Consider the following 25,636-nt stretch of genomic DNA (forward strand, 5'->3'; position numbering starts at 1 on the left):
ATACCCTTTTATAACTAACCAAAACCTAAATAATGTTATTAAACTATATAAAAATATTCATCTATCATTTAAAGCAAAACAAACTGTTTTCATTTCTCAATGTTTTCGGACTAGCAATAGGAATTGCAGGCTTAATTTTCGCTTTACTATATTGGAACGACGAACAAAGTTATGACGCCTGGAATCCCGAAAAAGACAATGTGCATCAGGTTTTAGTAGAGTTAACAGGAATGCCCGTTTTTTCAGATTGTGCTTTATTCCTAAAACCTATTTTAGATAAAGATGCTAATGTAGAAAAGATCGTTTATGCTGACAGTTGGTATCAAAAGGATAAAATTATCTACAAAGGCAAGAAAGAAATAGTTGATAAAATTATCAATGTTGAAGCTGATTTCTTTTCGCTATTTCCATTCGAAATTATTAAGGGAGATGCTGTTTCGGCATTAAAAGATGATTCAAGTGCTGCTATTTCAGATGATATTGCTAAACGAGTTTTTGGTAACGAAAATCCAATTGGAAAACAAATAAAATGTTTGGATCAAATGTTTGTGGTACGCGCTGTGTATAATATTCCAGGGAATTCCTCAATTGCTCCAGATGTCGTGATGAATAAAATGAAAGAATGGACGAGTGGGAATACGACATCTCCTTTTGTCCTTAAATTACTTTTAAAAGTTAAAGATCCGTCAAAAATTGAGAATACTCGAAAGAGCTTGGAAAGAATGTATAATGGCGATTTCATTGAAAGAATAGCTAAGCTGGAGGGGTTTACTCCCGAGGAAATGGCTAAGAAAATAGGTTATTTTAATGTAGTTATAGAGCCACTTTCAGAAGCGAGATTACATTCTATTGCAGATGGATATCCTGAAGGCAGAGGGAATTATCAGTTTTTGTTGATTATGGTCGGGTTATCTGTTTTAATACTCATTCTTTCGATTGTAAATTATATCAATTTGGCTACAGCTAATGCAGTTAAACGTGCTAAAGAAATTGGTGTTCGTAAAGTTGTGGGTGCTTCAAAAAGTACTATTGTTATTCAATTTATTTTTGAAACTGCTCTAATAAGTTTGTTTTCGATTTTACTAGCATTGGTTATTGTTGAGTTGACTTTGCCGTATTACAACGAATTTTTAAATAAGAGTTTACGAATAATTGGCAGTCAGTTTTATATGCAATTAATTCTGATTTTCAGTATTACAGTTTTGGTGGCAGGAATACTTCCAGCCGTTTATGTTGCTAATTTCGAAACTTTAAAAGTTCTTAAAGGCAATTTTGGAAGAAGTAAAAACGGAACCTGGTTGCGTAACGGAATGTTGATTTTCCAGTTTATGGTGGCTACTTTCTTTATTGTTGGTTCTTATATTGTGTATCAGCAAATCGATTATCTAACTAATAAAGATTTAGGCTTTAAAGGAGATCAAGTGATTGAAATAAATTTGAATTTTCCTAATTCCGATTATGAAGTGAAAAAGGTTGGACAAAATATTTACAACAAATACAGTACTATTAAACAAGAATTGGCTAAAATAAAAGGAGTTGAACAATCTTCTACAGGTCTGGTTTCATTCGATGGTTCAGACGATTCATTAGGTGGAGTATTGTATAAAGAAGAGCTTTTTAAAGGACGAACAATTGCGGTAGATTACGATTTGCTCGAAATGATGAAAATTAAAGTCATAAAAGGTAGGGGACTTGATAAAAAATACGCTACAGACACCATTACTTCTGTACTAATTAATGAAACAGCCCAAAAATTAATGAGTATGAAAGAGCCAATTGGACAAGAAATTATTGTTAAAGAACGAAAGTTAAAAATCATAGGAGTTGTTAAAGATTTTAATTTATTAAGTCCTGAAGTAATGGTGTCAGGAATGTATTTCTATCATCTTAAAACCGTAGATATTGCTCAAAACATCAATAAGGTTTTCGTAAAACTAAAATCGGATAATATTGAAAATACGATTGCTGACATTGACAAATTATGGGCAACGGTTGATACTGACTACCCATTTAAATATGATTTTGTAGACAAACAATATGCAAGAACATATGAATCTTATGTAAAACAAAAGAACCTATTTTCATTGCTAAATTTTGTGGTGATTGGCATTGCTCTTTTTGGTTTGTTTGCTTTGGCTTCGTATTCGATACAAAGTAGCATGAAAGAAATAGCCATCCGTAAAACCCTTGGTGCAGAAACGAATGTGCTACTGAAAGAATTGTCTAAACAATATATTTTGTATTGCATCATTGGTTTTTTAATTGCTTTGTTTCCTACTTATTATTTGTTGAATATGTGGTTAGAGAATTTTGCTTTTAGAATTGAAATGACCTTGTTTCCATTCCTTTTTGGTTTTATTATACTATTGGTTTTAACATTAATCATTGTTTTGTCAAGAGCCTATCAAGCAACAAAAACAGATGTTTTGAAATATTTAAAATATGAATAAAGAAACAGTGATAACACTTTTATTTTTAATTTTTAGTGCTTTTGCCAGCGGTCAAGAAAATTCTTGGTCGCTTACAAAATGCATGGAAACGGGTTTGCAGAATACGATCGAAATAAAAATTAGGCAGCTAGAAATAAAAAGAACAGAGCGATCACAAAATTCGGTTTTAAATCGAATGTTGCCAACTATCAATTTAAATGGACAACAAGGCTACATTTTAGGTTCCACGATTGACCCAGCCACTAATGCAAGGGTAAGTTCTAATTTTCAAAGTGATAATTTTTATCTCAATGCCAGAACGAATCTGATTGATTTCGGCGCATTTGCGAATGCTCAAAAAGATAAAATCAATATCGAACAAGCCAAAGCCGAAAAAGAAGTTTTAGAAAACGAATATAAACTGCAGCTTTTGGAAAGCTATTATCAGGCACTTTACACGCAAGAATTATCGAAAATCCAAAAAGAACAACTCAAACAAGCTGCTTTTAACTTGGACAGAGTGACAAAAGAAGTCGCTATTGGCAGTAAGCCACAAAGCGATCTGTATGACATGCAATTGAGTTTCTCGGAGGAAGAAAACCGAAATTTAGAAACCGAACAATTGTATGCTATTAAAAAAATACAACTATTCCAGTTGATGAATGTTACGGATGTGGCAATCGATGAAGTTGTATTAGAACCTTATTTAAAGGAACGAACCAAGGATATTGAAAATGAGTTGTATAATCCTAAGATAAAACTTGCCGAGCTCAATTATCAAAACAGTTTGAAGTCGATTTGTTTAGAAAGAGCCAGCAATTATCCCATATTGTCAGCCTATTATGGGTATTCCACTTTTTACTATAAAAATATTAAACAAGCAAATGCCAACACAGATCCTTTTTTTAATCAATTAGAAGACAATAAAAGTCAACAAGTTGGTATGCAATTGAGCGTTCCTGTTTTCAATGGCTTTAGAAACAACAAAAAAATCAGCGCATCAAAAATAGCAGGTGATATGGCAAAATTCGCCATAGAAAAAGAAAAACAACAATTGGACAAACAAGTCGTATTGGAAGAACAAAACAAAAGAAATTATTTGCAGCTTCATCATAAATTGATAGAGAAACAAAAGTTTGCCAAAGCTTCTTTAGCCACTACTCAAGCTAAATTTAGCAGTGGAAAAGTAGAAACTATTTTATATTCTGCAGTAAAAAATCAATTGCTGTCGGCTGAGTATGATGTGTTAAAAAACAATCTTCAATTGCAATATATTGATATGAAAATAAATCTGTTGAGAAATGATCGTTTATAAAAAAGAAAGACTGGAATTCTTTAAAAATATTTATCAGTATCTAATTTTAGAGGGCTAAACAATTTTCCTTTTTTCCCATTGCCACAAAAATTATCAATTATTTTGAGGAGTCTTTTTATCCATTAGTTGAATCTTGTAAGTTTTTGTACTGGCTGAATCATTAAAAACCAATTGTGATTGTTATTTTAACTTTGTATTATTATTTGGTTATACCAAAACCAAAGTTACAATCCTTATTTTTGCCGTTAAATCGTAAATGATTCCCAATGAATAAAAATAGTTTGTCACAAACAAAAATATCGGTTCTTGATCTTGCAATAGTTAGAGAAGGAGGTACAACATCGGTTACGTTTAAAAACAGTTTGGATCTCGCTCAACATGCAGAAAAATGGGGTTATAATCGATTTTGGTTGGCTGAACATCATAATATGGAAGGAATAGCCAGCAGCGCAACTTCTATTCTGATTGGGCATATCGCTTCTGGAACTCACACGTTAAGAGTCGGATCTGGGGGTATTATGCTTCCCAATCATGCACCATTAATAATTGCTGAACAATTTGGAACACTTGCGACACTTTTTCCTAACCGAATCGATTTAGGTTTGGGTCGCGCTCCTGGAACGGATCAGTTTACCGCAGCGGCATTACGTCGAGATGAGCACGCTGCAATGGAATTTCCTCAAAATGTACAGGAATTGCAAATGTATTTGTCTGCATCCAATAAAAATGGTCGTGTTCGCTCTATTCCTGGAGAGGGATTAGCTATTCCGATATGGATTTTGGGTTCCAGTACTGACAGTGCATATTTAGCTGCAGCTTTAGGTTTGCCTTATGCTTTTGCAAGTCATTTTGCCCCTGCACAACTGAACATTGCTATAGCTATTTACCGTAATAATTTTCAAGCTTCGGAGTTTCTTAAAGAACCTTATGTAATCGCTTGCGTTAACGTGATTGCAGCTGATTCTGATGAAGAAGCTTCACGATTAGCAACTTCTTTCAAAAAATTATTTCTTGGCATTATCACAGGAAATCGACAACAATTAAAAGCGCCCGTTACTCCTGATGAAGATTTTATGGATCCTATAGAGGAAGCTGCATTGCAACAAATGATTGCGTATACCTTTATTGGAGGACCGGAAAAAGTAAAGAGAGAACTGCAACAATTTCTTGATAAAACGAAAGTAGATGAATTGATGATTGCAACTGCTGTTTTCGAACATACAGCAAGACTTCATTCTTATGAAATCGTCGGAAATTTAAAGAATAATTAATCTAAAGTCAAAGCCCCCAATATTTCTTCGGATAAGAAGGGACCTCCAGGATAAGTAGCGGTGTAATCAAGGTTTAGCCAAACTTGTCCTCGCTCGTCTATGTGATAATGTAGCTGTTTTCCATTGCTTTCATTTACAAATAGAATATTCTTGATTAGAAAATTTACCTTTTCTAAATCGATATTGGAACCAATTAATATTTCTGGGTAAATATGTCCTTTTGTATGAATCAATCTAGGTGTTCCTCCTATTGCCTTTACGCTTGCTGCCATTAGTATCGAATGATCGTCGCAATCACCTGAAAAATAAAGTAATGATTCCGTTGCCGAGGCAATATAATCTCCTTCTTTTGGGTCACTTACATAATTCCATCTATGGTTTATTTCTTTAAATACAGCAAAAGATTGAATAATAGTTCTATAATCAGAATAACCTTTTATGTCTTTGAAATATTTTGAAGTAGCCATAATCGCAAAATTTCTGATTTTTGGATTCTGATATTCAATCGCATTTATGATTTTTGATTTGTTGGGAAAGGGTAGTAATTTAGCTATGATTATATCCTGAGGAAACGGGTTGTCTGACATCGTGTACATCATCGAATTGTAATCTTCATAAACACTGTTAAAACCATAATTACCTATCACAGATCCGTAGAACAAGACCAATAAATATAAGGCAATGCAAATCAGAATAATAGTTCTCAAAAAGCGTAGAATTAATTGAATAATTACCACAATTAGGATAAACAAAATAACTCTGTCAAGATTAAAGAACCAGTTAGGATTTATTAAGTTTTGATGTACAATAATAAATACTGGAATAGCAATTAATATGTTTAAAATAAAAATAATAACATCGTCCCAGGGTTTTTTGACCTGAAATTTTTGTTTAATACCTTGAAAAGTAATATTTTTTATTTTTATCATAGTAACAATAAAAGCTAAAATCTAGTATGCTTTTACAATTTCATCAAAAGTAACTTTTTTATCTATAATTTTTAACTGAAATAGTTGATTTTGAACATTGTTTAACATTTTCTCCGTTAGTGGTTTTTTAGACCATTCGGTTAAAGATAGCCATTCTTGAATATCTTCTATTTTTTGATTATACTTAGAAGCTAAAATTCCATCAATGTTTGGAATTTCTTTAAATTCGGATGTTTTTTTATTAATTACTTTAAGGATTTTTGCAATCATTTCCGGTTCATTTTCCAGAATTTCATCACGGACTGCAATTACAAAACAAGGCCAAGGAGTGGGACAATCAGCAACTCGTCTAAAGATTCCTTTATCGACCAATGGCTTGGTCATGAAACGTTCCCACATAAAATAATCGGCAGTTCCATTAGTTAAAGCTTCGACTGCTCCATCAATAGTATTTACGATTTCAAATTTTAAATCATCGGTTTTCCATCCTTGGTCGGCTGCATTGACATATGCCATTAATTGTGAACCGGAACCTAATCTGGAAATTGCCACTTTCTTGTTTTCTAAATCAGATACTGTTTTATAATTGGAATTTGCGGCGACATGAATTCCCCAAATTAATGGACTTTCGACGTAAATTTGAACAATTTTACTTGGATTCCCGGCAACTAAATCTTTCACAATTCCTTCGGTTAGAATTACGGCAATATCAGTTTCGCCATCACGAAGCATTTGGCACATTTTCCCTGTTCCTTCGGGAACTTCAGTCCAAAGTAAATCGATGTTTTCCTTTTCGAAATCTCCGTTTTCTATTGACAAGTGCCAAGGTAAGTTGAAATGTTCTGGAACGCCCGCTATTTTTATTGTTTTCATTATACTTTAGGATTTTTTAATTCATACCAATTCCAAGAAACACCTTCTTCCAAGTATTGTTCTGTCATTCTCATTCCTATTTTTTGAAGTATTCTGTTTGAGGCAATATTACCGGTATGCGCTGCTGCTTCCATAACTTTTATTTTCATTACATTAAATCCATAATCCAGCCAAGCAAAGCTGGCTTCACTGGTGTATCCTTTTCCCCAGAATTTTTCGTTCAGGCGATACCCAATATCATAAAAATGAATCTTATTATTTACAATTTCAGTATTGTATTTTATTCCAGCCCAACCGATTAATTCATTGGATTCTTTTAAAACAACAACAAATCGTCCAATATTGTTTTCCAAATATTGATTTCTTACCATTTCTATGTATTTGTATACTTGGTCGATAGAAGTCAATGGTTTTTTCCAAAGATATTGATGTACATTAGGATTACTGTCCATTTCAAATAAAGCTTCAGCATCTGAAGGCAGCATTTCTCTGAGAATAAGGCGTTCGGTTTCTAGAATAATATTCATTAGCTCTTTATTTGGTTTAGATGATGTTCCAAATGTTCAATATAATCGATTAACAGGAATCTTAAATCTTTCGGTTGTCCATCAGGTAAGATAATGGAATACTGCAGCGCAGTTTGGGTTTGATTATGCATAATAAAGCTAATCTGTTTGTTCAAGTGAAGCCAAAGCTGGAATAAATCCCCATTATCTTTGTACTTGTAATTATTTGCCTTAACCAATTCGTCAGGATTGTATTTCCTTACTTGATAAGGTTTCTCACTATATTGAATTTCAGTAAATCGTTGAATATTATTTAATGCAGAATCAATTAAATGCCCTAAAATTTCTTTTTTTGACCAAGCAGAATCAAAAGGTTTTACGTCAAAATCTACAATAGAATGAGTAGAAAATAAATTTTCCATTTCTTCTAATAGTTGAGTGAGTCGGTTTGTTTCTTGCGTCATTTATTTTATTTTTAAATCTGAAATAACAATTCGATAACCATCTGGATCAAGAAACATTTTACCGTTTTCATTCCAATATGGATTCTTTGAAGTTATTGTTAAAAAAGAACCATTTAATAAATTATTAATCAATTTTTTATGCTCTAAAAATGTTTCAGTGTAAAATACTAAAATATCGTCTTCATCAAAAGTATGGTTGGCTAAATCATTTGATTTTGTAAATTCTAAATGCCAATCTAAATTTGGTTTTCCAATAAAAACCCCATTGTAATTATCGTGATTATCGAAAGTCCCCAGCAATTCTAATCCTAATATATCGATATAAAAAGATTTTATTTTTTCTAAATCGTTGGTATGTCTGGCAATTCGTAGTTTCATAGTTTAAGATTTGCTCCCCAACAGTGAAAATCCTTTTTTGAGCATTTTGCCGAAAAAGATTACTTCACTTTAATAGGAGTTCAGTGAAATTTCATTTGGAACTAATAACGAGAAAAACTACTTAAATAATTAATTAGATGCTAGTTTCTTCAACGTATAAGCAATCAATTCATCAACCGCTTTGTACGGATCTTCGCTAAAAGTTCCCGAAGCACGATTGGCAATTATAACGTTTAATGACAATGCATTGTGTCCTAAAAGTGCGGAAAGACCATAAATAGCAGCAGTTTCCATTTCCAGATTAGTGATGCGATTGTCTTCAAATTTGAAATTATCCATTTTTGAATTTAAATCTTCATCTTGAATATTCAATCGCAAAACACGTCCTTGAGGACCATAAAAACCTCCGGCGGTTGCTGTGATTCCTTTGTGCATTTTATCGCTTTCTATCAATTTTTCCAATTTTTCGGAACAAGCAATCACGTATGGTTTTCCTTTTCTTAAATCCCAATTGGTGTGTTTTACAAAAGCATCTTCCATTTCGATATTCGAAACTTCATTAATCAGATAGGAGCGAAGCATATTGTCTAATCCTAAACCAAATTTTGACATCACAAAACTATCCACAGGAATATCTGCTTGTAATGAACCCGAAGTTCCAATACGGATGATGTTCAATGAAGTTAACTTTTCTTTTGGTTGTCGGGTTTCCAGATCGATATTAACCAATGCATCCAGTTCGTTGATGACAATATCAATATTATCAGGACCAATTCCTGTTGACATCACCGTTATTCTTTTGCCTTTGAAAGTTCCGGTTTGCGTTTTGAATTCTCTTTTTTGTGTCGAAAATTCAATACTGTCAAAAAATTGTGTGATTTTCTCCACGCGATTTTGATCCCCTACAAAGATGATGTCATTTGCGATATGTTCTGGTTTTAAATTCAAATGGTAAACACTACCGTCCGGATTTAATATTAATTCTGATGATTGTATCATTGTTAAATTATTTTTTCCTCTCCCCAGCCCTCTCCAAAGGAAAGGGAGCCAGTTATATTGAATTTTTTTATTTCTTTTTGGTTCCTCTCCTTCGGGGAGGTTAGGTGGGGATTACCCTCCAACACGTTTTACTTTAAAACCTTTGGCTTTTAAAATAACCATGATTTTGTCTCTATAATCGCCTTGAATGATGATGGAGTCGTCTTTAAAAGTTCCACCAACACACAATTTTGTTTTTATTTCTTTGGCCAAAATTTTAAAATCCTCGTCAGTACCCTCGTACCCTTCAATTATAGTGGTGGCTTTTCCTTTGCGTTTTTCGAATTTGCAAATCATGGGTTCTTTTTGAACGTATAATTCGTGAACAACTTCTTCAGCTGCCTCCTCAGGCAATGGTTCGTGATCCGGAAAAAGGTTTTTTAATTGGTCTTGTAAGTCCATTTTTTAAAATTAATTTGATTTATTAAACCATTAAGAAGTTAAGAAAATTAAGTTTTTTACGGCTCTTAATATACCATAATTTCTTAATGGTAAAAAAACAAAAAGACATCAAGCGAACTCGATGTCTTTCTTGAACTATAAATTAAGAATTATTTTTTAATAAGCCCTAAATCTACTAAACGCTCGTATAAATAAGCTCCTGCAGTAATATCTTCGAATTTTTTTGGATGTTCTGCATCAATGCAATTTTCCAAGCAATCCAATTTCATATCGCTCACAGGATGCATAAAAAACGGAATAGAATAACGTGAAGTTCCCCATAATTCTCTAGGCGGATTTACCACTTGATGTATGGTAGATTTCAATCTATTGTTCGTGTGGCGAGATAACATATCACCTACATTAATTACTAATTCATCCGGTTCTGCAATTGCATCAATCCATTCTCCATCGTGGTTTTGCACTTGTAAACCTTTCCCTTGAGCGCCCATCAATAACGTAATTAAATTGATATCTCCATGCGCTGCGGCACGAATTGCATTTGCAGGTTCTGCCGTAATAGGTGGATAATGAATTGGTCGTAAGATTGAATTTCCGTCTTTGGCATATTGGTCAAAATAAAATTCATCTAAACCAAGGTGAATTGCTAAAGCTCTCAGAACGTAAACGCCTGTTTTTTCCAGCATTTGATACGCCTCTTTACCTACAACATTAAAACGAGGCAATTCTTTTACTTCAACATTTTCAGGATATTCAGAAGCGTATTTTGAATCTTTGGATACATATTGTCCAAAATGCCAAAATTCTTTTAAATCTCCTTCTTTTCTGCCTTTGGCATGTTCTGTTCCAAAAGAAACATAACCTCTTTGTCCGCCAATTCCAGGAATCTCATAGTTGTGTTTTGTTTCTAATGGTAAAGCGAAAAATTTTCTAATTTCGCCGTACAATTCATCAACAAGTTGGTCGCCTAAAAAATGCCCTTTGAGTGCTACGAAGCCAATATCTTCAAATGCACTTCCGATTTCATTTACAAATTTTTGTTTACGTTTCGGGTCGTCCGAAAGGAAATCACGCAAGTCAACACTAGGAATGTTTTGCATACTTAAATATTTTTATAAATAGCAAGGTTTAAATCTTGCAAAGACAAAGATATAGAATAATTTTAATTCATAAATTTTAAAGTTAGTATTAAAATAAAAAAATATAACAAATTATACCAAAACTGTTATATTTTTTTATCTTTGAACCACATTAAAAACAGAGAAAATGACCTTTGACAGAAAAAATCTTACCAACGATCAATTATTAGATTTATATAAACGAATACTGAAGCCAAGATTAATAGAAGAAAAAATGTTGATACTTATTCGTCAGGGAAAGGTATCTAAATGGTTTTCTGGCATTGGTCAAGAGGCAATTTCTGTTGGAGTTACGGCAGTTTTAGATACGGATGAATACATACTGCCAATGCACAGAAATCTTGGCGTTTTCACAGGGAGAAATATTCCTTTGTATCGTCTTTTTTCGCAGTGGCAAGGTAAGGCGAATGGTTTTACAAAGGGACGTGATCGAAGTTTTCACTTTGGCACCCAACAATACAAGATCATTGGAATGATTTCTCATCTTGGCCCGCAATTGGGTGTGGCTGACGGAATTGCTTTAGCCAATAAACTCAAAAAAAACGGTAAAATAACAGCTGTCTTTACTGGTGAAGGCGCGACAAGCGAGGGTGATTTTCATGAAGCATTGAATATTGCTTCGGTTTGGGAACTGCCGGTGATGTTTGTTATAGAAAATAATGGTTATGGATTATCAACTCCTACAAATGAGCAATATCGTTGTGAAAACCTTGCTGACAAAGGGATTGGTTACGGAATAGAAAGTCATATTATAGACGGTAATAATATTCTTGAAGTGTTTAATTTATTATCTGAATTGAAAGCTTCCATGATTGAAAAGCCACGCCCTGTTTTATTAGAATTTAAAACTTTTAGAATGCGTGGACACGAAGAGGCGAGTGGTACAAAATATGTTCCTCAAGAATTAATGGACCTATGGGCGATAAAAGATCCTGTTGATAATTATAGAAAATTTCTGGCTGAAAACGGAATACTTTCAGATGAGTTTGATTCGGCTTTAAGAAGTGAAATCAAGAAGGAAATTGATGAGAGTTTGGCTCTTGCCAATGCAGAACCTGAAATTGAATATTATTACAGTGAAGAATTAAATGACGTTTATAAACCCTATCAATTTGAGTTAGTTAACCCATCTGAAGAAAAAGAGAATATTCGTTTTATAGATGCTATTTCAAACAGTTTGCGTGAATCGATGGAACGACATCCAAACTCTGTGATAATGGGTCAGGATATTGCCGAATATGGTGGTGCTTTCAAAATAACCGATGGTTTTGTAGCTCAATTTGGTAAAGAACGAGTTATTAATACACCTATTTGCGAGAGTGCAGTGGTTTCGGCAGGAATGGGTTTGTCTATAAATGGATACAAAGCGATTGTAGAAATGCAATTTGCTGATTTTGTTTCCACAGGATTCAATCCAATTGTTAATTTATTGGCCAAATCACATTATCGTTGGCTTGAAAATGCTGATGTTGTGGTCCGAATGCCTTGCGGTGGCGGAACACAAGCAGGACCTTTTCACTCTCAGACTAATGAAGCCTGGTTTACTAAAACACCAGGTTTAAAAGTAGTTTATCCGGCATTTCCATACGATGCCAAAGGTTTATTAAACGCTTCCATAAACGATCCAAATCCTGTAATGTTTTTTGAACACAAACAATTGTATAGAAGTGTATACCAAGATGTTCCAAAAGACTATTATACCATTCCATTAGGAAAAGCCGCTTTATTGAAAGAAGGAACTGATGTTACTATTATTTCGTTTGGAGCTGCAGTGCATTGGTCATTAGATACTTTGGCTAAAAACCCAACAATTTCTGCAGATTTATTAGATTTGAGAACCTTACAGCCATTAGATACCGAAGCTATTTTTGCATCGGTGAAGAAAACAGGAAGAGTGATTATTTATCAGGAAGACAGTATGTTTGGAGGAATTGCCAGCGACATTTCGGCTCTGATTATGGAAAATTGCTTTAAATATCTTGATGCGCCAGTTAAGCGTGTGGCAAGTTTAGACAGCCCAATTCCGTTTGCAAAAGCCTTGGAAGATCAATATTTGCCGAAAGCAAGATTTGAAATCGCTTTACAAGAATTGTTAGAATACTAATATTTGAACTTGTAATTGGGTTATTTTTCGAGTATTAATTCTAAAAATAACCTAATATCCAATAGATAATTATAAATAGTATAATTGTCCCAAAGCAACCGCCGCCTAGTTTTTTGGCGCCGTAACCTGCTAGTATTGTTTTGAAGAATCCGTTCATAATTTTATCTTTTTAAGTTTCCTTTAAAAGTAATCAATATTTTTTGAAAGTAGTATCTTAGTTCAGTTCCAAAAATATTTTCTTAATCAAAGCGATTTCTTCTTCTTACCTCGTTTTCTTTCGGATTGCAACATAATAGAATGTTTTTTAACTAATTTGTCATTTCGACGAAGGAGAAATCTCATTGGTTGCTCTCGTTATGTGATTTCTCCTTCGTCGAAATGACAGAATTAAATACATTATTGGTTTTAATAACGATATTATCGATTACTCAATTTTGCTTTTTCTTTGATAATATCACTGATTTTTCTGTTTTCGATTTTACTTTCTAACCACGAGATAATATCGAGGTAAAGAAACGCCCTTTTTTCATAGGTATTTTTATCTAATTCTATAAATCGTTCCCTCATTTTGATAAACTCCTTTTTGATATCGCCTGGATATATAGAATTTAAGTTTTTCAAAAACTTAATGATTTCTTTTTGCACCTCATGCAAATCATTCATTTTCAATAAAAATTTATAAGTGTTTTTTAACTGATTTTCCAAATAATAATCATTGCCTAATTCATAGTGGGCAATTAAACTCAGTAATCGGGCAAAACACATTAAATCTTCTCGCATGGAAAGATTCTTGTTATTTATAATTTTCTCTAAATAAAATATACATTCATTATATTTTTCGTTTCCAAAATAAATAGAAGCTATTTTATAGTAAAACAACATTTCATGATGCTCATCAAGATGTTCACTATGTAACTTTAATTTATTTAAAATTTCTGGAATTAGGTATTCACTTTCCGCAAAAGTGCCTTCCAAAATATGATAATTTAATTTATTGTTATACAAATACAAGAACGATAACGAAGCAATATTATCATTTACCGGAAAACGCGGATCATTGATAGTTTCTTCCAGTAAAAACAAATATTTTTTAAATTTCGATTTGTATTTTAGCATGAATAAAGACTCCAGTAAATAATGATTCCCTTTTAAGAAAAAGACAGGATTGAGATAAATCATATTGGGATTATCATAAAAAAGAGTGACCCATTTATACGCATATTTATAACTGGCTAAAAAGTCCTGTACTAAAAAACTACGCCAAAGATTTGCATTGTAGAACCAATATTTCTCCCGAAATCCAAATTTTTTCTCATCTAATTTGGCGATGTGTTTGTTGAAATAATCATCAATGTATTTATATTCTTCGTCACTTTTTACATACCCTGTTTTGAGCATTATTCCGTATAACTGCAAGGATAAATTGGATAATTTACTGGATATAGTGTTCCGGTAATTTAGTTCTTTTGCCTGTATAACTAATTCATCGGCTCGTCCTTGAATACTTCGGGTGATGTACTGTGACTCTATTAATTTTTCAAATTCCACAATTTCATAGGCCATGAGTTTTTCATCATTTTCTAAAGCTGAAATTTTTGTTTTATCCAAGATTTTCAAACTTTGCTTGTACAAGCCTTTGTTGTATAATATGGTTGCAAAATCAATTTGTTCGCGTAATTGGTAGCGAATGTTTTGACTGGGAATATTCAGACGGATGCTGACTAATATTTGTTTATATAAATAGGATTTTAGGTTTGATAACTGCACTTTTTTTATAATACCACTTTTCAAAATAAGTTTCTCATCATACATTTCCGACTTGTCTAAAATGTTGAATAATTCGATGAATTTTGTATTTGAACTTGTTTCCAGTCTACTTGCAAAAATCTTAAATTGTCTCTTTTCAGACTTGGAAAGGGATTTTATTAATACAAATAAAAAATCTTTTTGATGGTTAGCCATTGTAAAATATAGAAGTGCAATACACTGTAAATAAATAACTTAAGTCTTTATTAGTTGCTTTATAAGCAGTATATTTGGTTAAAATGAATTTTATATTTAAAGTGTTGAAATCTATTTTTGTTATTAAGATGTGAAATTACATTAAATAAATGAAAATGAATAGAGAGAAAGTCCAAATTTTTGACACCACTTTAAGAGACGGAGAGCAGGTTCCAGGATGTAAACTAGATACCAAACAAAAACTTGTTATAGCAAATCGCTTAGATGAGATGGGAGTTGACATTATTGAAGCTGGTTTTCCGGTGTCAAGTCCTGGGGATTTTTTATCTGTTACAGAAATTAGCAAGATTGTAAAAAATGCTACGGTTTGTGGTTTGACCAGAGCAGTAAAAAATGATATTGATGTTGCCGCAGCTGCTTTAAAATATGCAAAAAAGCCTCGTATTCACACGGGTATTGGGACTTCAAATTCTCATATAATACACAAATTAAACACAACTAGAGAAGATGTTATAGCCAGAGCAAAATTTGCTGTTTCGCATGCTAAATCTTATGTAGAGGATGTAGAGTTTTATGCTGAAGATGCTGGTAGAACTGATAATGATTTCTTGGCTCGAGTCTGTGAAGAAGCAATAAAATCAGGCGCTACTGTACTTAACATACCGGACACTACAGGATATTGTTTGCCGGAAGAATATGGAGCGAAAATAAAATATCTTAGAGAAAACGTAAAAGGAATTGAAAATGTAATTCTTTCTTGTCATTGTCATAACGATTTAGGTATGGCTACTGCCAATTCTATTGCGGGTGCTGTAAACGGAGCCAGACAAATTGAATGTACTATTAATGGAATAGGAGAAAGAGCAGGAAATACTGCACTTGAAGAGGTAGTGATGATTTTCAAACAACATCCATATTTGAATTTATATACCGATATAGATTCAAAACAATTGAATGAAATGAGTCGTTTGGTTTCAGAAAGCATGGGAATGATAGTGCAGCCTAACAAAGCTATTGTAGGTGCTAATGCCTTTGCACACAGCTCCGGAATTCATCAGGATGGAGTTATAAAAAACAGATCCACTTACGAAATCATGGATCCATTGGACGTTGGTGTCAATGAGTCTTCTATAGTTCTTACAGCCAGAAGCGGAAGAGCTGCATTGGCTTATAGAGCCAAAAAAGTAGGTTATGAACTTTCAAAAGTACAATTGGATATCGTCTATACAGAGTTTTTAAGATTTGCCGATATCAAAAAAGAAGTATTGGATGGCGATATTCATCAAATTATTGAAGTCTGCAAAATACAAAGTGAATTAATTAGAAGTTAATATAAATATTAGATAAAAAGTTTTAGCAAACAATTTTAAAATACAATCCCATGAACTTAAAAATAGCAGTACTAGCAGGAGACGGAATAGGACCAGAAGTAATCTTACAAGCAAAGAAAGCGCTATATGCGATTGGTTTAGTTTTTGACCATGAGTTTGTTTTTGAAGATGCCTTTGTTGGGGCAATTGCTATTGAAAAAACTGGAAATCCACTCCCAGAACAAACATTGAATCTTTGTCTTAATACTGATGCGGTTTTATTTGGAGCTATTGGTGATCCAAAATACGATAATAATCCGGATGCCAAAGTACGTCCAGAACAAGGTTTATTAAAATTACGAAAATCATTGGGGCTTTTTGCTAATATCAGACCTATAAAACCATATTCTTCTTTATTAAATTCGTCTCCTTTAAAAAAAGAAATAATTGAAGGTGTTGATTTCATTCTTTTTAGAGAGCTGACGGGAGGTGTTTATTTTGGTGAAAAAAAATTAAATGAGTCCGGAACAATAGCTTCAGATTTATGTGAATATTCGGAAGAAGAAATTACTAGAATCACTCATTTAGCATTTAAAAGTGCTCAAAACAGACGAAAAAAAGTGACTATGGTTGATAAAGCCAATGTGCTTGAAACATCCAGATTATGGAGACGAGTAGTAAAAAAAGTAAGTCAAGATTACCCTGATGTAGCTTTAGATTTTCTTTTTGTTGATAATGCAGCGATGCAAATTATTCTCAATCCAAGACAATTTGATGTGATTTTAACCGAGAATTTATTTGGTGATATATTATCTGATGAAGCCAGTGTAATTACAGGATCTATTGGATTATTAGCATCGGCATCGTTAGGAAAAACAAACGCACTTTTTGAACCTATTCATGGTTCTTATCCACAAGCTACCGGAAAAAACATAGCGAATCCTATTGCTTCCGTTTTATCTGCAGCAATGTTATTGGAACATTTTGGACTACATAAAGAAGCTAAAAAAGTATATGAAGCGGTAGAAAAAGCGATAGAATATAATGTGGTTACTGTTGACTTAAACACAGATTCAAAATTTGGAACCAATGAAGTGGGTGATTTTATTGCAAACTTCATTTTAAGTAAAGATGATTTATATTTTAAAATTGATAATATAAAAATAGGACAATCGACAATCGTTTAATCGAAGCGTAATTTCTCAATTCTAAAACAAAACACAAATTAACATATAAATGGAATTAAATAAATATAGCAAGACCATAACTCAAGACGAAACTCAACCTGCAGCTCAAGCGATGCTTTACGGAATTGGTTTAACAGAAGAAGATTTGAAGAAAGCACAAGTAGGAATTGTTAGTATGGGTTATGAGGGAAACACTTGTAACATGCACTTAAATGATCTTGCAAAAGATGTAAAAAAAGGGGTTTGGGATACCGATTTAGTTGGTTTGATTTTTAATACAATTGGCGTCAGTGACGGAATTTCAAATGGCACTGAAGGAATGCGTTTTTCTTTGGTTTCGCGAGATGTGATAGCTGATTCTATTGAAACCGTTATGGGAGCGCAATGGTACGATGCAATGATTGCAATACCGGGTTGTGATAAAAATATGCCTGGTGCTTTGATCGCAATGGGAAGAGTAAATCGTCCATCGATAATGGTTTATGGAGGTTCAATCCATTCTGGAACTTGGAAAGGGGAAAGTCTAAATATAGTTTCTTCGTTTGAAGCATTGGGGAAAAAATTTCAAAACACAATTTCTGATGAAGATTTTAAAGGGATTATAAAAAATTCTTGTCCTGGACCAGGAGCTTGCGGCGGAATGTATACGGCTAATACAATGGCATCAGCGATTGAAGCACTCGGAATGAGTTTACCATACAGTTCGTCAAATCCAGCGTTAAGTGACGAAAAGAAACAAGAATGTTTAGAAGCTGGAAAACATATTAGAATTTTATTAGAAAAAGATATAAAGCCAAAAGACATTATGACTCGCAAGGGTTTTGAAAATGCGATTACTATAGTTGCGGTGCTTGGTGGATCAACTAATGCGGTAATGCACTTAATTGCTATGGCCCATTCTGTTGACATCGAAATTACATTGAAAGATTTTCAAGATATTAGTGATAAAACTCCTATGCTAGCCGATTTAAAACCAAGCGGTAAATATTTAATGGAAAACTTACATAATGTAGGAGGAGTTCCAGCAGTTATGAAGTATTTATTGAAAGAAGGATTAATGCACGGCGATTGTATGACTGTCACTGGAAAAACTCTATCTGAAAATTTAGCAAATCTTCCTGACTTAGATGATGGTCAAGATGTGATTCATGAAATTCAAAAATCTTTAAAATCAACAGGAAATATCCAAATTTTGTATGGAAATCTGGCTGAAGATGGTGCCGTTGCAAAAATTAGTGGAAATGAAGGCGAATTTTTTGAAGGTGAAGCCATTGTTTTTGAAAGCGAATTTGATGTTATTCCGGGAATTCAAAATGGACTTGTAAAACCCGGAAACGTAGTTGTAATAAGGTATGTAGGCCCAAAAGGAGGTCCTGGAATGCCAGAAATGCTCAAGCCTACATCAGCAATTATGGGTGCTGGACTTGGAGGATCAGTAGCTTTAATAACTGACGGAAGATTTTCTGGCGGATCACACGGTTTTGTGGTCGGTCACATTACACCCGAAGCTTTCGATGGTGGCGGAATTGCATTGGTTCAAAATGGCGATTCAATAACAATTGATGCGATAAAAAATACAATTAATTTGAAGATTTCTGATGAAGAGTTTGCCGCTCGCAAAGCAAGTTGGGTGCAGCCACCCTTAAAAGTCACAAAAGGAGTGCTGCTAAAATACGCAAGAGCAGTTTCAAGCGCCTCAACAGGTTGCGTAACCGATAAATAATCCTCCCCCCAACCCCCTCCGAAGGATGGTGAGTCGAGGCTCAAAAGTCAGAAGTAAGAAAAACAATTCCATTTCGTTATCCCTCCCTCTCCTTTGAAGAGGGCTGGGGTGAGGAAAAAATAAAGGTACCCATGGGAACAAATAAAATATCAGGTGCAGAAGCCATTATTAGATGCTTATTAGAAGAAGGAGTAGACTTAGTTTATGGTTATCCAGGTGGAGCAATCATGCCGGTCTACGACGAATTATATAAATTTAAAGATCAGTTGCATCATGTTTTAGTACGTCACGAGCAAGGGGCAACACATGCGGCACAAGGCTTTGCAAGAGCAACAGGAAAAGTGGGTGTAGCAATTGCTACTTCAGGTCCTGGAGCAACAAATCTAGTTACCGGAATTGCCGATGCTCAAATCGATTCAACACCAATGGTTTGTATTACAGGCCAGGTTGGGAAACATTTATTGGGTTCAGATGCTTTTCAGGAAACCGATATTATTGGAATTTCAACTCCGGTAACCAAATGGAATTATCAGATCACGGAGGCTTCTGAAATTCCGGAGATAATGGCTAAAGCTTTTTTTATTGCAAAATCAGGTCGTCCGGGTCCCGTATTAATTGATATTACAAAAAATGCTCAGTTTGACGAAATCGAATTCAGCTATAAAAAATGTACCAGTATTAGAAGTTACAATCCAAAACCAACTTTAAATCTAGAAAGAATAAAGGAAGCAGCGGAATTAATTAATAATGCAAAAAAACCATATATCGTTTTTGGACAAGGAATTATTCTTGGCGAAGCCGAAGAACAATTAAAAGCCTTAGTGGAGAAATCTGGAATTCCTGCTGCCTGGACTATTTTGGGTCTTTCTGCGTTACCGACTGATCATCTATTAAATGTGGGGATGCTAGGAATGCACGGTAATTATGGTCCAAATGTTTTGACTAACGAATGTGATGTTTTAATTGCACTCGGAATGCGTTTTGACGATCGTGTGACAGGAAATTTAGCTGCTTATGCGAAACAAGCCAAAGTAATTCACTTTGAAATTGATCCGGCAGAAATAGATAAAAATGTAAAAACTACCGTAGCTGTCTTGGCAGATGTAAAAGAATCATTGACGGCTTTACTTCCTTTTATTGAAAGTAGAACACATGAATCTTGGCACAACGAATTCAAGGAATTATATAAAATTGAATTAGAAACTGTTATAAATGAGGAATTAAAACCTACAGATAATAAGGGAATTTCGATGGGTGAAACGATAGAAATGATCAACAAACACTCAAAAGGAGATGCGATAATGGTTTCGGATGTAGGGCAACATCAAATGTTTGCTTGCCGTTATGCCAAATTCAATTCGACTAAAAGTAATGTGACCTCAGGAGGTTTAGGAACTATGGGATTTGCTTTGCCTGCTGCTATTGGTGCCAAAATGGGAATGCCAGATCGTGAAGTGGTTGCTATCATTGGTGACGGTGGTTTTCAAATGACTATTCAGGAGTTGGGAACTATTTTTCAGACTAAAGTTCCTGTGAAAATTGTGGTATTAAACAACGAATTTTTGGGAATGGTTAGGCAGTGGCAGCAATTGTTTTTTGACAAACGATATGCTTCTACTGAAATGATCAATCCAAACTTTACCGCTATTGCTGAGGGTTATTATATTAAAGCTAAAAAAGTAATTAAAAGAGAAGATTTAGACGCAGCTGTTGCCGAAATGATGGCTTCAAAAGATGCGTATTTTCTTGAAGTTATGGTAGAAAAAGAAAATAACGTATTCCCAATGATTCCAACAGGAGCATCGGTTTCAGACATTCGTTTGTCCTAAAATAGTTTAAAGTTTAAAGTTTAGAAGTTGTTGGAATGAAACACTAGCAGTAAAATAAGAATGTTGCTCAACTTTAAACTTTAAACATAAAAAACTTTAAACAAAAAACATGGAAAATAAAACATTCACCATTTCTGTATATTCAGAAAACAACGTTGGCTTATTAAACAGAATATCTGGAATATTCTTGAAACGTCATATCAATATTTTGAGTTTAAATGTATCTGAATCTGAGATTGAAAATGTTTCCAGATTCATCATAGTTGTGGATACAACGGAAAAATGGGTGCAAAATATTGTAGGTCAAATAGAAAAACAAATCGAAGTTATTAAAGCTTTTTATCATGTTGATGAAGAAACTATTTTCTTAGAAAGTGCTTTGTTTAAAATACATTCGAGTTTATTATTTGACGAAAGACAGATACAAAACATCATTAAAGAAAGTCACTCCGAAATAGTTACGGTTTCAAGAGACTATTTTGTGATTTCGAAGTCTGGAAAACGTTCCGAAATTGAAGAATTATACGAAAGATTTAAACCTTTCGGAATCATGCAGTTTGTGCGATCCGGAAGAATATCAGTTTCCAAAGAAAAAATGGAAATATCAACTTTATTAGAAGAACTTTCTTAGAGTAATCAGTTTGCGGTGTTCAGTCGCAGTGTAGTTTGTCATTCCGACGAAGGAGGAATCTCAATCTTACAATCATTAATTATTTCAATCATTAAATTTTACATTCATTAAATATTTAAAAAAAAATGGCAAATTATTTCAATTCATTACCACTAAGACTACAATTAGAACAATTAGGCGTTTGCGAATTCATGGACCAATCTGAATTTAAAAATGGCATAGAAGCTTTAAAAGGAAAAAAAGTAGTTATCGTAGGTTGCGGAGCTCAAGGTTTGAACCAAGGATTAAACATGAGAGATTCAGGTTTGGATATTTCTTATGCATTGCGTGCAGATGCAATCGCAGAAAAAAGAGTCTCTTTCAAAAACGCAACTGAAAACGGTTTCAAAGTGGGAACTTATGAAGAATTAATTCCAACAGCTGATTTGGTTTGTAACCTTACACCTGATAAACAGCATACAGCAGTAGTTACTGCGATTATGCCATTGATGAAAAAAGGTTCAACATTAGCCTATTCTCACGGATTTAATATCGTAGAAGAAGGAATGCAAATCCGTAAAGACATCACGGTTATTATGTGTGCTCCTAAATGTCCAGGATCTGAGGTTCGTGAAGAATATAAAAGAGGTTTTGGAGTACCAACATTAATAGCGGTTCATCCTGAAAATGATCCAAACGGAGAAGGTTTCGAACAAGCAAAAGCCTATGCAGTTGCTACTGGTGGTCACAAAGCTGGAGTTTTAAACTCTTCATTTGTAGCGGAAGTTAAATCGGATTTAATGGGGGAACAAACCATTCTTTGCGGAATGTTGCAAACTGGATCTATTTTATGTTTCGACAAAATGGTTGAAAAAGGAATCGAGCCTGCTTATGCTTCAAAATTAATTCAATACGGCTGGGAAACGGTAACGGAAGCTTTGAAACATGGTGGAATCACAAACATGATGGACCGCCTTTCTAATCCTGCAAAAATAGAAGCTTATGAACTGGCAGATGAATTAAAAGACATTATGCGTCCATTGTTTCAAAAGCATATGGATGATATTATCTCAGGTGAATTTTCAAAAAACATGATGATTGACTGGGCTAATGATGATATTAATTTATTGACTTGGAGAGGTGCAACCGCAGAAACTAATTTTGAGAAAACAGCACCAACAGCTGCTCATATCTCAGAACAGGAATATTTTGATAACGGAGTTTTGATGATTGCCATGGTAAAAGCCGGAGTTGAGTTAGCATTTGAAACGATGACCCAAACAGGTATCATTGAAGAATCAGCGTATTATGAATCTTTGCACGAACTGCCTTTGATTGCAAATACAATAGCCAGAAAAAAATTATATGAAATGAACAGAATCATTTCAGATACTGCAGAATACGGTTGTTATTTATTTGATCATGCCTGCAAACCGTTATTAACTGAATTCATGAAAACTGTAGATACTAATGTGATAGGAAAACCTTTCTCTACTTCAAATGGAGTAGATAATGCGGTACTTATTGCTGTCAATAGCAGTATTCGTCAACATCCTATAGAAGAAGTAGGAGCTTGGTTGAGAGAATCAATGACGGCCATGAAGAAAATAGGATAATGAAAAATATTAACACTCCACTGAGTGCATGGGATTTGCGATGTGTTATTTGTTTTATGAGTAATTGAATTAGTACTTTTTTTATCTTAAAAATGAAACAAATATTAATACAATGTTCACTTAACTTCAAACGAGCTTGAAAGTTAAGTGAAGCAATCCCTAATATTTTATACAATATAATTAGAGAATCTTTTTTTGATTTTTTCGAATTTCCAGTGGTTTTATAATTGAAGTTTTTGGTAATGCTTATTTTGTTAAAAAGTCTAAATTATTTTGGTTAGTATGTTTAGAAATTAGTATTCATTATTACTGAATTATTTATTGTTAAATTTTGTTGAGACAAAGGGCGAGATAAAAAAAAACTATCTCGCTTTTTTGGTGTCAAACATTTCTATCCAAAACAACAAAAAACCAACAAATATTCATTTAAAAGCTATTTTTTTTATGGTATAATAATTTTTTTATAGAAATTAATATTTTAAATAATTTTAGGAATAGATAGAGATTTGATACTTTTATAAAAAATTAAAACATGAGCTATTATAAAATTGAAAATTTAGAACAATATTTTAAACATTATAACAAATCAGTTCGTGAACCAAGAAAATTTTGGGGAAAAATAGCAGAAGAAAACTTTACTTGGTACCAACAATGGGATAAAGTTGTTGATTTTAATATGGCAGAAGCTGAAGTAAAATGGTTTACTGAAGCGAAAGTAAATATTACAAAAAATTGTATTGACAGACATCTAAATAAAAGAGGAGGGAAGACCGCTATAATTTTTGAACCTAATGACCCTAATGAAAAAGCATTACACATTACTTATAATGAGTTATACCAACGCGTTTGTAAAATGGCAAACGTACTACGAGAACAAGGAATAAAAAAAGGAGATCGCGTTTGTATTTATTTACCAATGATTCCTGAATTAGCCATTACTACTTTAGCTTGCGCCAGAATTGGAGCAATACATTCGGTTGTCTTTGCAGGATTTTCATCATACGCTGTAGCGACAAGAATAAATGATAGCGATTGCAAAATGGTCATCACTTCTGATGGTGGATTCAGAGGAAATAAAACAATTGATTTAAAGGGAATAATCGACGAAGCATTGACACAATGTCCTGGAGTAGAAAAAGTACTTGTTGCAAAAAGAATACATTCACAAATTGACATGAAAGAGGGGCGTGACCAATGGTTGCAACCTCTTTTAGACGAAGCATCAGATAATAATGTAGCCGAAATAATGGATGCCGAAGATCCGTTATTTATTCTTTATACTTCCGGTTCTACTGGGAAACCTAAAGGGATGGTACATACTACAGCTGGTTATATGGTCTATACAGCCTATACCTTTAAAAATGTTTTTAATCATGAAGAGAACGATATTTTTTGGTGTACCGCTGATATAGGCTGGATTACCGGACATTCTTATACTTTATATGGTCCTTTATTGAACGGCGGTACAACTGTTATTTTTGAAGGAGTTCCTTCCTATCCTGCTTTTAGCCGTTTTTGGGAAATTATCGAAAAGCATAAAGTGACCCAATTTTATACTGCCCCAACAGCTATTCGTGCATTAGCGAAAGAAAATTTAGAATATGTGCGAAAGTACCCTTTAAAATCTTTAAAGGTTATTGGATCTGTTGGAGAACCAATAAATGAAGAAGCTTGGCACTGGTACAATGACCACGTTGGGGACAAAAGATGTCCTGTTGTAGATACTTGGTGGCAAACCGAAACGGGTGGAATTATGATTTCGCCAATTGCATTTGTTACTCCAACTAAGCCAACATACGCGACTTTACCATTACCGGGAATTCAACCCGTTTTGATGGACGAAAAACGAAATGAAATCGAGGGTAATCAAGTGGTAGGAAGTTTGTGTATTAAATTTCCTTGGCCAGGAATTGCCCGAACTATTTGGGGAGACCATCAACGGTATAAAGACACTTATTTCTCGACTTTTCCTGGAAAATATTTTACTGGTGACGGTGCTTTACGTGATGAAGTAGGCTATTATAGAATTACTGGTAGAGTAGATGACGTCGTTATTGTTTCCGGACACAATCTGGGAACCGCTCCTATCGAAGATGCCATTAATGAGCATCCGGCAGTTGCTGAATCAGCTATTGTCGGTTTCCCACATGATATTAAAGGAAATGCATTGTATGGTTTTGTAATTTTAAAAGAAACCGGCGAAACCAGAAATAAAGAAAATCTGATCAAAGAAATTAATCAGCATATAGCCGATCACATTGGGCCAATTGCCAAGTTGGATAAAATTCAATTTGTTTCTGGTTTACCAAAAACACGTTCCGGAAAAATCATGCGTAGGATTCTGCGTAAAATTGCGGAGGGTGATTATTCAAACTTTGGAGATACATCAACCTTATTGAATCCTGAAGTTATTAAGGAAATAAAAGAAGGGAAATTGTAAATGAATTAGAAGCTGTTTGTAATCAAAACAGCTTTTTTTTGGCATCTCTTTTACTATACAAGGAATTATCAAATTTAATTATATAAGTTTTATATTAGATTACATAGCTGC

20 protein-coding genes are annotated in these 25,636 nt (G+C 33.8%); 11 read left to right on the forward strand and 9 right to left on the reverse strand.

Going from position 1 to position 25,636, the window contains the following annotated elements:
• Positions 1-32: 32 nt before the first annotated feature.
• The 3 genes from ACFX5E_RS06575 to ACFX5E_RS06585 all read left to right on the forward strand — a co-directional run bounded on the left by ACFX5E_RS06575 (position 33) and on the right by ACFX5E_RS06585 (position 5,015).
• The gene (locus tag ACFX5E_RS06575) at positions 33-2,450 is read left to right on the forward strand and encodes an ABC transporter permease (protein ID WP_379854393.1); all 2,418 of its coding nucleotides are present in this window, start codon (positions 33-35) and stop codon (positions 2,448-2,450) included.
• Complete coding sequence (locus ACFX5E_RS06580; RefSeq protein ID WP_379854394.1) at positions 2,443-3,744, forward strand: TolC family protein; 1,302 nt, start codon at positions 2,443-2,445, stop codon at positions 3,742-3,744. The genes ACFX5E_RS06575 and ACFX5E_RS06580 overlap by 8 nt, the downstream gene beginning before the upstream one ends.
• A gap of 266 nt (positions 3,745-4,010) precedes the next feature.
• Positions 4,011-5,015, forward strand: a complete 1,005-nt coding sequence (locus ACFX5E_RS06585; RefSeq protein ID WP_379854395.1) for an LLM class flavin-dependent oxidoreductase — start codon at positions 4,011-4,013, stop codon at positions 5,013-5,015.
• Here the strand turns inward: ACFX5E_RS06585 and ACFX5E_RS06590 are convergent.
• The 8 genes from ACFX5E_RS06590 to ACFX5E_RS06625 form a co-directional block, all read right to left on the reverse strand.
• Positions 5,012-5,944 (reverse strand): transglutaminase, encoded by a 933-nt coding sequence (locus ACFX5E_RS06590; RefSeq protein ID WP_379854396.1) that lies wholly within the window; start codon positions 5,942-5,944, stop codon positions 5,012-5,014. The genes ACFX5E_RS06585 and ACFX5E_RS06590 overlap by 4 nt on opposite strands.
• A gap of 21 nt (positions 5,945-5,965) precedes the next feature.
• A complete protein-coding gene (locus tag ACFX5E_RS06595) occupies positions 5,966-6,817 on the reverse strand; it encodes a substrate-binding domain-containing protein (protein ID WP_379854397.1) in 852 nt (283 codons plus the stop codon).
• Positions 6,817-7,344: a GNAT family N-acetyltransferase gene (locus ACFX5E_RS06600; RefSeq protein ID WP_379854398.1), complete on the reverse strand. Its 528-nt coding sequence runs from the start codon at positions 7,342-7,344 to the stop codon at positions 6,817-6,819. The genes ACFX5E_RS06595 and ACFX5E_RS06600 overlap by 1 nt, the downstream gene beginning before the upstream one ends.
• On the reverse strand, positions 7,344-7,787 hold the full coding sequence (locus ACFX5E_RS06605; protein WP_379854399.1) for a DinB family protein: 444 nt from the start codon (positions 7,785-7,787) through the stop codon (positions 7,344-7,346). Before ACFX5E_RS06605 ends, ACFX5E_RS06600 begins: the two co-directional genes overlap by 1 nt.
• A complete protein-coding gene (locus ACFX5E_RS06610; RefSeq protein WP_379854400.1) occupies positions 7,788-8,165 on the reverse strand; it encodes a VOC family protein in 378 nt (125 codons plus the stop codon).
• Between the two features lie 129 nt (positions 8,166-8,294).
• Positions 8,295-9,164 carry a nucleoside phosphorylase gene (locus ACFX5E_RS06615; protein WP_379854401.1) on the reverse strand — a complete coding sequence of 290 codons (870 nt, stop codon included), beginning with the start codon at positions 9,162-9,164 and terminating at the stop codon, positions 8,295-8,297.
• Positions 9,165-9,275: 111 nt separating this feature from the next.
• Complete coding sequence (locus tag ACFX5E_RS06620) at positions 9,276-9,605, reverse strand: translation initiation factor (protein ID WP_379854402.1); 330 nt, start codon at positions 9,603-9,605, stop codon at positions 9,276-9,278.
• A 149-nt stretch (positions 9,606-9,754) separates the two neighbouring features.
• On the reverse strand, positions 9,755-10,705 hold the full coding sequence (locus tag ACFX5E_RS06625; protein ID WP_379854403.1) for an isopenicillin N synthase family dioxygenase: 951 nt from the start codon (positions 10,703-10,705) through the stop codon (positions 9,755-9,757).
• A gap of 166 nt (positions 10,706-10,871) precedes the next feature.
• Here ACFX5E_RS06625 and ACFX5E_RS06630 point away from each other — a divergent pair, with 166 nt between their 5' ends.
• Entirely contained in the window at positions 10,872-12,848 is a 1,977-nt protein-coding gene (locus ACFX5E_RS06630) for an alpha-ketoacid dehydrogenase subunit alpha/beta (RefSeq protein WP_379854404.1), read from the forward strand.
• A 417-nt stretch (positions 12,849-13,265) separates the two neighbouring features.
• Here ACFX5E_RS06630 and ACFX5E_RS06635 read toward each other — a convergent pair whose 3' ends face one another.
• A complete protein-coding gene (locus tag ACFX5E_RS06635; RefSeq protein ID WP_379854405.1) occupies positions 13,266-14,810 on the reverse strand; it encodes a hypothetical protein in 1,545 nt (514 codons plus the stop codon).
• 155 nt (positions 14,811-14,965) lie between these two features.
• Here ACFX5E_RS06635 and ACFX5E_RS06640 point away from each other — a divergent pair, with 155 nt between their 5' ends.
• From ACFX5E_RS06640 to acs, 7 genes are all read left to right on the forward strand, one after another.
• Entirely contained in the window at positions 14,966-16,141 is a 1,176-nt protein-coding gene (locus ACFX5E_RS06640; RefSeq protein WP_379854406.1) for a 2-isopropylmalate synthase, read from the forward strand.
• Between the two features lie 50 nt (positions 16,142-16,191).
• The gene (gene leuB / locus ACFX5E_RS06645) at positions 16,192-17,307 is read left to right on the forward strand and encodes a 3-isopropylmalate dehydrogenase (protein ID WP_379854407.1); all 1,116 of its coding nucleotides are present in this window, start codon (positions 16,192-16,194) and stop codon (positions 17,305-17,307) included.
• A 49-nt stretch (positions 17,308-17,356) separates the two neighbouring features.
• On the forward strand, positions 17,357-19,030 hold the full coding sequence (gene ilvD / locus ACFX5E_RS06650) for a dihydroxy-acid dehydratase (RefSeq protein ID WP_379854408.1): 1,674 nt from the start codon (positions 17,357-17,359) through the stop codon (positions 19,028-19,030).
• Between the two features lie 131 nt (positions 19,031-19,161).
• On the forward strand, positions 19,162-20,859 hold the full coding sequence (ilvB, locus tag ACFX5E_RS06655) for a biosynthetic-type acetolactate synthase large subunit (protein WP_379854409.1): 1,698 nt from the start codon (positions 19,162-19,164) through the stop codon (positions 20,857-20,859).
• Between the two features lie 109 nt (positions 20,860-20,968).
• Complete coding sequence (gene ilvN, locus ACFX5E_RS06660; protein WP_379854410.1) at positions 20,969-21,490, forward strand: acetolactate synthase small subunit; 522 nt, start codon at positions 20,969-20,971, stop codon at positions 21,488-21,490.
• Positions 21,491-21,615: 125 nt separating this feature from the next.
• Positions 21,616-23,085, forward strand: coding sequence for a ketol-acid reductoisomerase (gene ilvC, locus ACFX5E_RS06665; protein WP_379854411.1), 1,470 nt, complete (start codon positions 21,616-21,618; stop codon positions 23,083-23,085).
• 532 nt (positions 23,086-23,617) lie between these two features.
• The gene (gene acs, locus ACFX5E_RS06670; RefSeq protein WP_379854412.1) at positions 23,618-25,525 is read left to right on the forward strand and encodes an acetate--CoA ligase; all 1,908 of its coding nucleotides are present in this window, start codon (positions 23,618-23,620) and stop codon (positions 25,523-25,525) included.
• The last annotated feature ends 111 nt before the right edge of the window (positions 25,526-25,636 follow it).

It is taken from the genome of Flavobacterium xylosi (assembly GCF_042787345.1).
Taxonomy (GTDB): Bacteria; Bacteroidota; Bacteroidia; order Flavobacteriales; family Flavobacteriaceae; genus Flavobacterium; species Flavobacterium xylosi.

Coding starts and splice junctions, on each gene's coding strand:
- ACFX5E_RS06575 (WP_379854393.1), top strand. CDS start 33: ATGTTATTAAACTATATAAAAATATTCATCTATCATTTAAAGCAAAAC.
- ACFX5E_RS06580 (WP_379854394.1), top strand. CDS start 2,443: ATGAATAAAGAAACAGTGATAACACTTTTATTTTTAATTTTTAGTGCT.
- ACFX5E_RS06585 (WP_379854395.1), top strand. CDS start 4,011: ATGAATAAAAATAGTTTGTCACAAACAAAAATATCGGTTCTTGATCTT.
- ACFX5E_RS06590 (WP_379854396.1), bottom strand. CDS start 5,944: ATGATAAAAATAAAAAATATTACTTTTCAAGGTATTAAACAAAAATTT.
- ACFX5E_RS06595 (WP_379854397.1), bottom strand. CDS start 6,817: ATGAAAACAATAAAAATAGCGGGCGTTCCAGAACATTTCAACTTACCT.
- ACFX5E_RS06600 (WP_379854398.1), bottom strand. CDS start 7,344: ATGAATATTATTCTAGAAACCGAACGCCTTATTCTCAGAGAAATGCTG.
- ACFX5E_RS06605 (WP_379854399.1), bottom strand. CDS start 7,787: ATGACGCAAGAAACAAACCGACTCACTCAACTATTAGAAGAAATGGAA.
- ACFX5E_RS06610 (WP_379854400.1), bottom strand. CDS start 8,165: ATGAAACTACGAATTGCCAGACATACCAACGATTTAGAAAAAATAAAA.
- ACFX5E_RS06615 (WP_379854401.1), bottom strand. CDS start 9,164: ATGATACAATCATCAGAATTAATATTAAATCCGGACGGTAGTGTTTAC.
- ACFX5E_RS06620 (WP_379854402.1), bottom strand. CDS start 9,605: ATGGACTTACAAGACCAATTAAAAAACCTTTTTCCGGATCACGAACCA.
- ACFX5E_RS06625 (WP_379854403.1), bottom strand. CDS start 10,705: ATGCAAAACATTCCTAGTGTTGACTTGCGTGATTTCCTTTCGGACGAC.
- ACFX5E_RS06630 (WP_379854404.1), top strand. CDS start 10,872: ATGACCTTTGACAGAAAAAATCTTACCAACGATCAATTATTAGATTTA.
- ACFX5E_RS06635 (WP_379854405.1), bottom strand. CDS start 14,810: ATGGCTAACCATCAAAAAGATTTTTTATTTGTATTAATAAAATCCCTT.
- ACFX5E_RS06640 (WP_379854406.1), top strand. CDS start 14,966: ATGAATAGAGAGAAAGTCCAAATTTTTGACACCACTTTAAGAGACGGA.
- leuB (WP_379854407.1), top strand. CDS start 16,192: ATGAACTTAAAAATAGCAGTACTAGCAGGAGACGGAATAGGACCAGAA.
- ilvD (WP_379854408.1), top strand. CDS start 17,357: ATGGAATTAAATAAATATAGCAAGACCATAACTCAAGACGAAACTCAA.
- ilvB (WP_379854409.1), top strand. CDS start 19,162: ATGGGAACAAATAAAATATCAGGTGCAGAAGCCATTATTAGATGCTTA.
- ilvN (WP_379854410.1), top strand. CDS start 20,969: ATGGAAAATAAAACATTCACCATTTCTGTATATTCAGAAAACAACGTT.
- ilvC (WP_379854411.1), top strand. CDS start 21,616: ATGGCAAATTATTTCAATTCATTACCACTAAGACTACAATTAGAACAA.
- acs (WP_379854412.1), top strand. CDS start 23,618: ATGAGCTATTATAAAATTGAAAATTTAGAACAATATTTTAAACATTAT.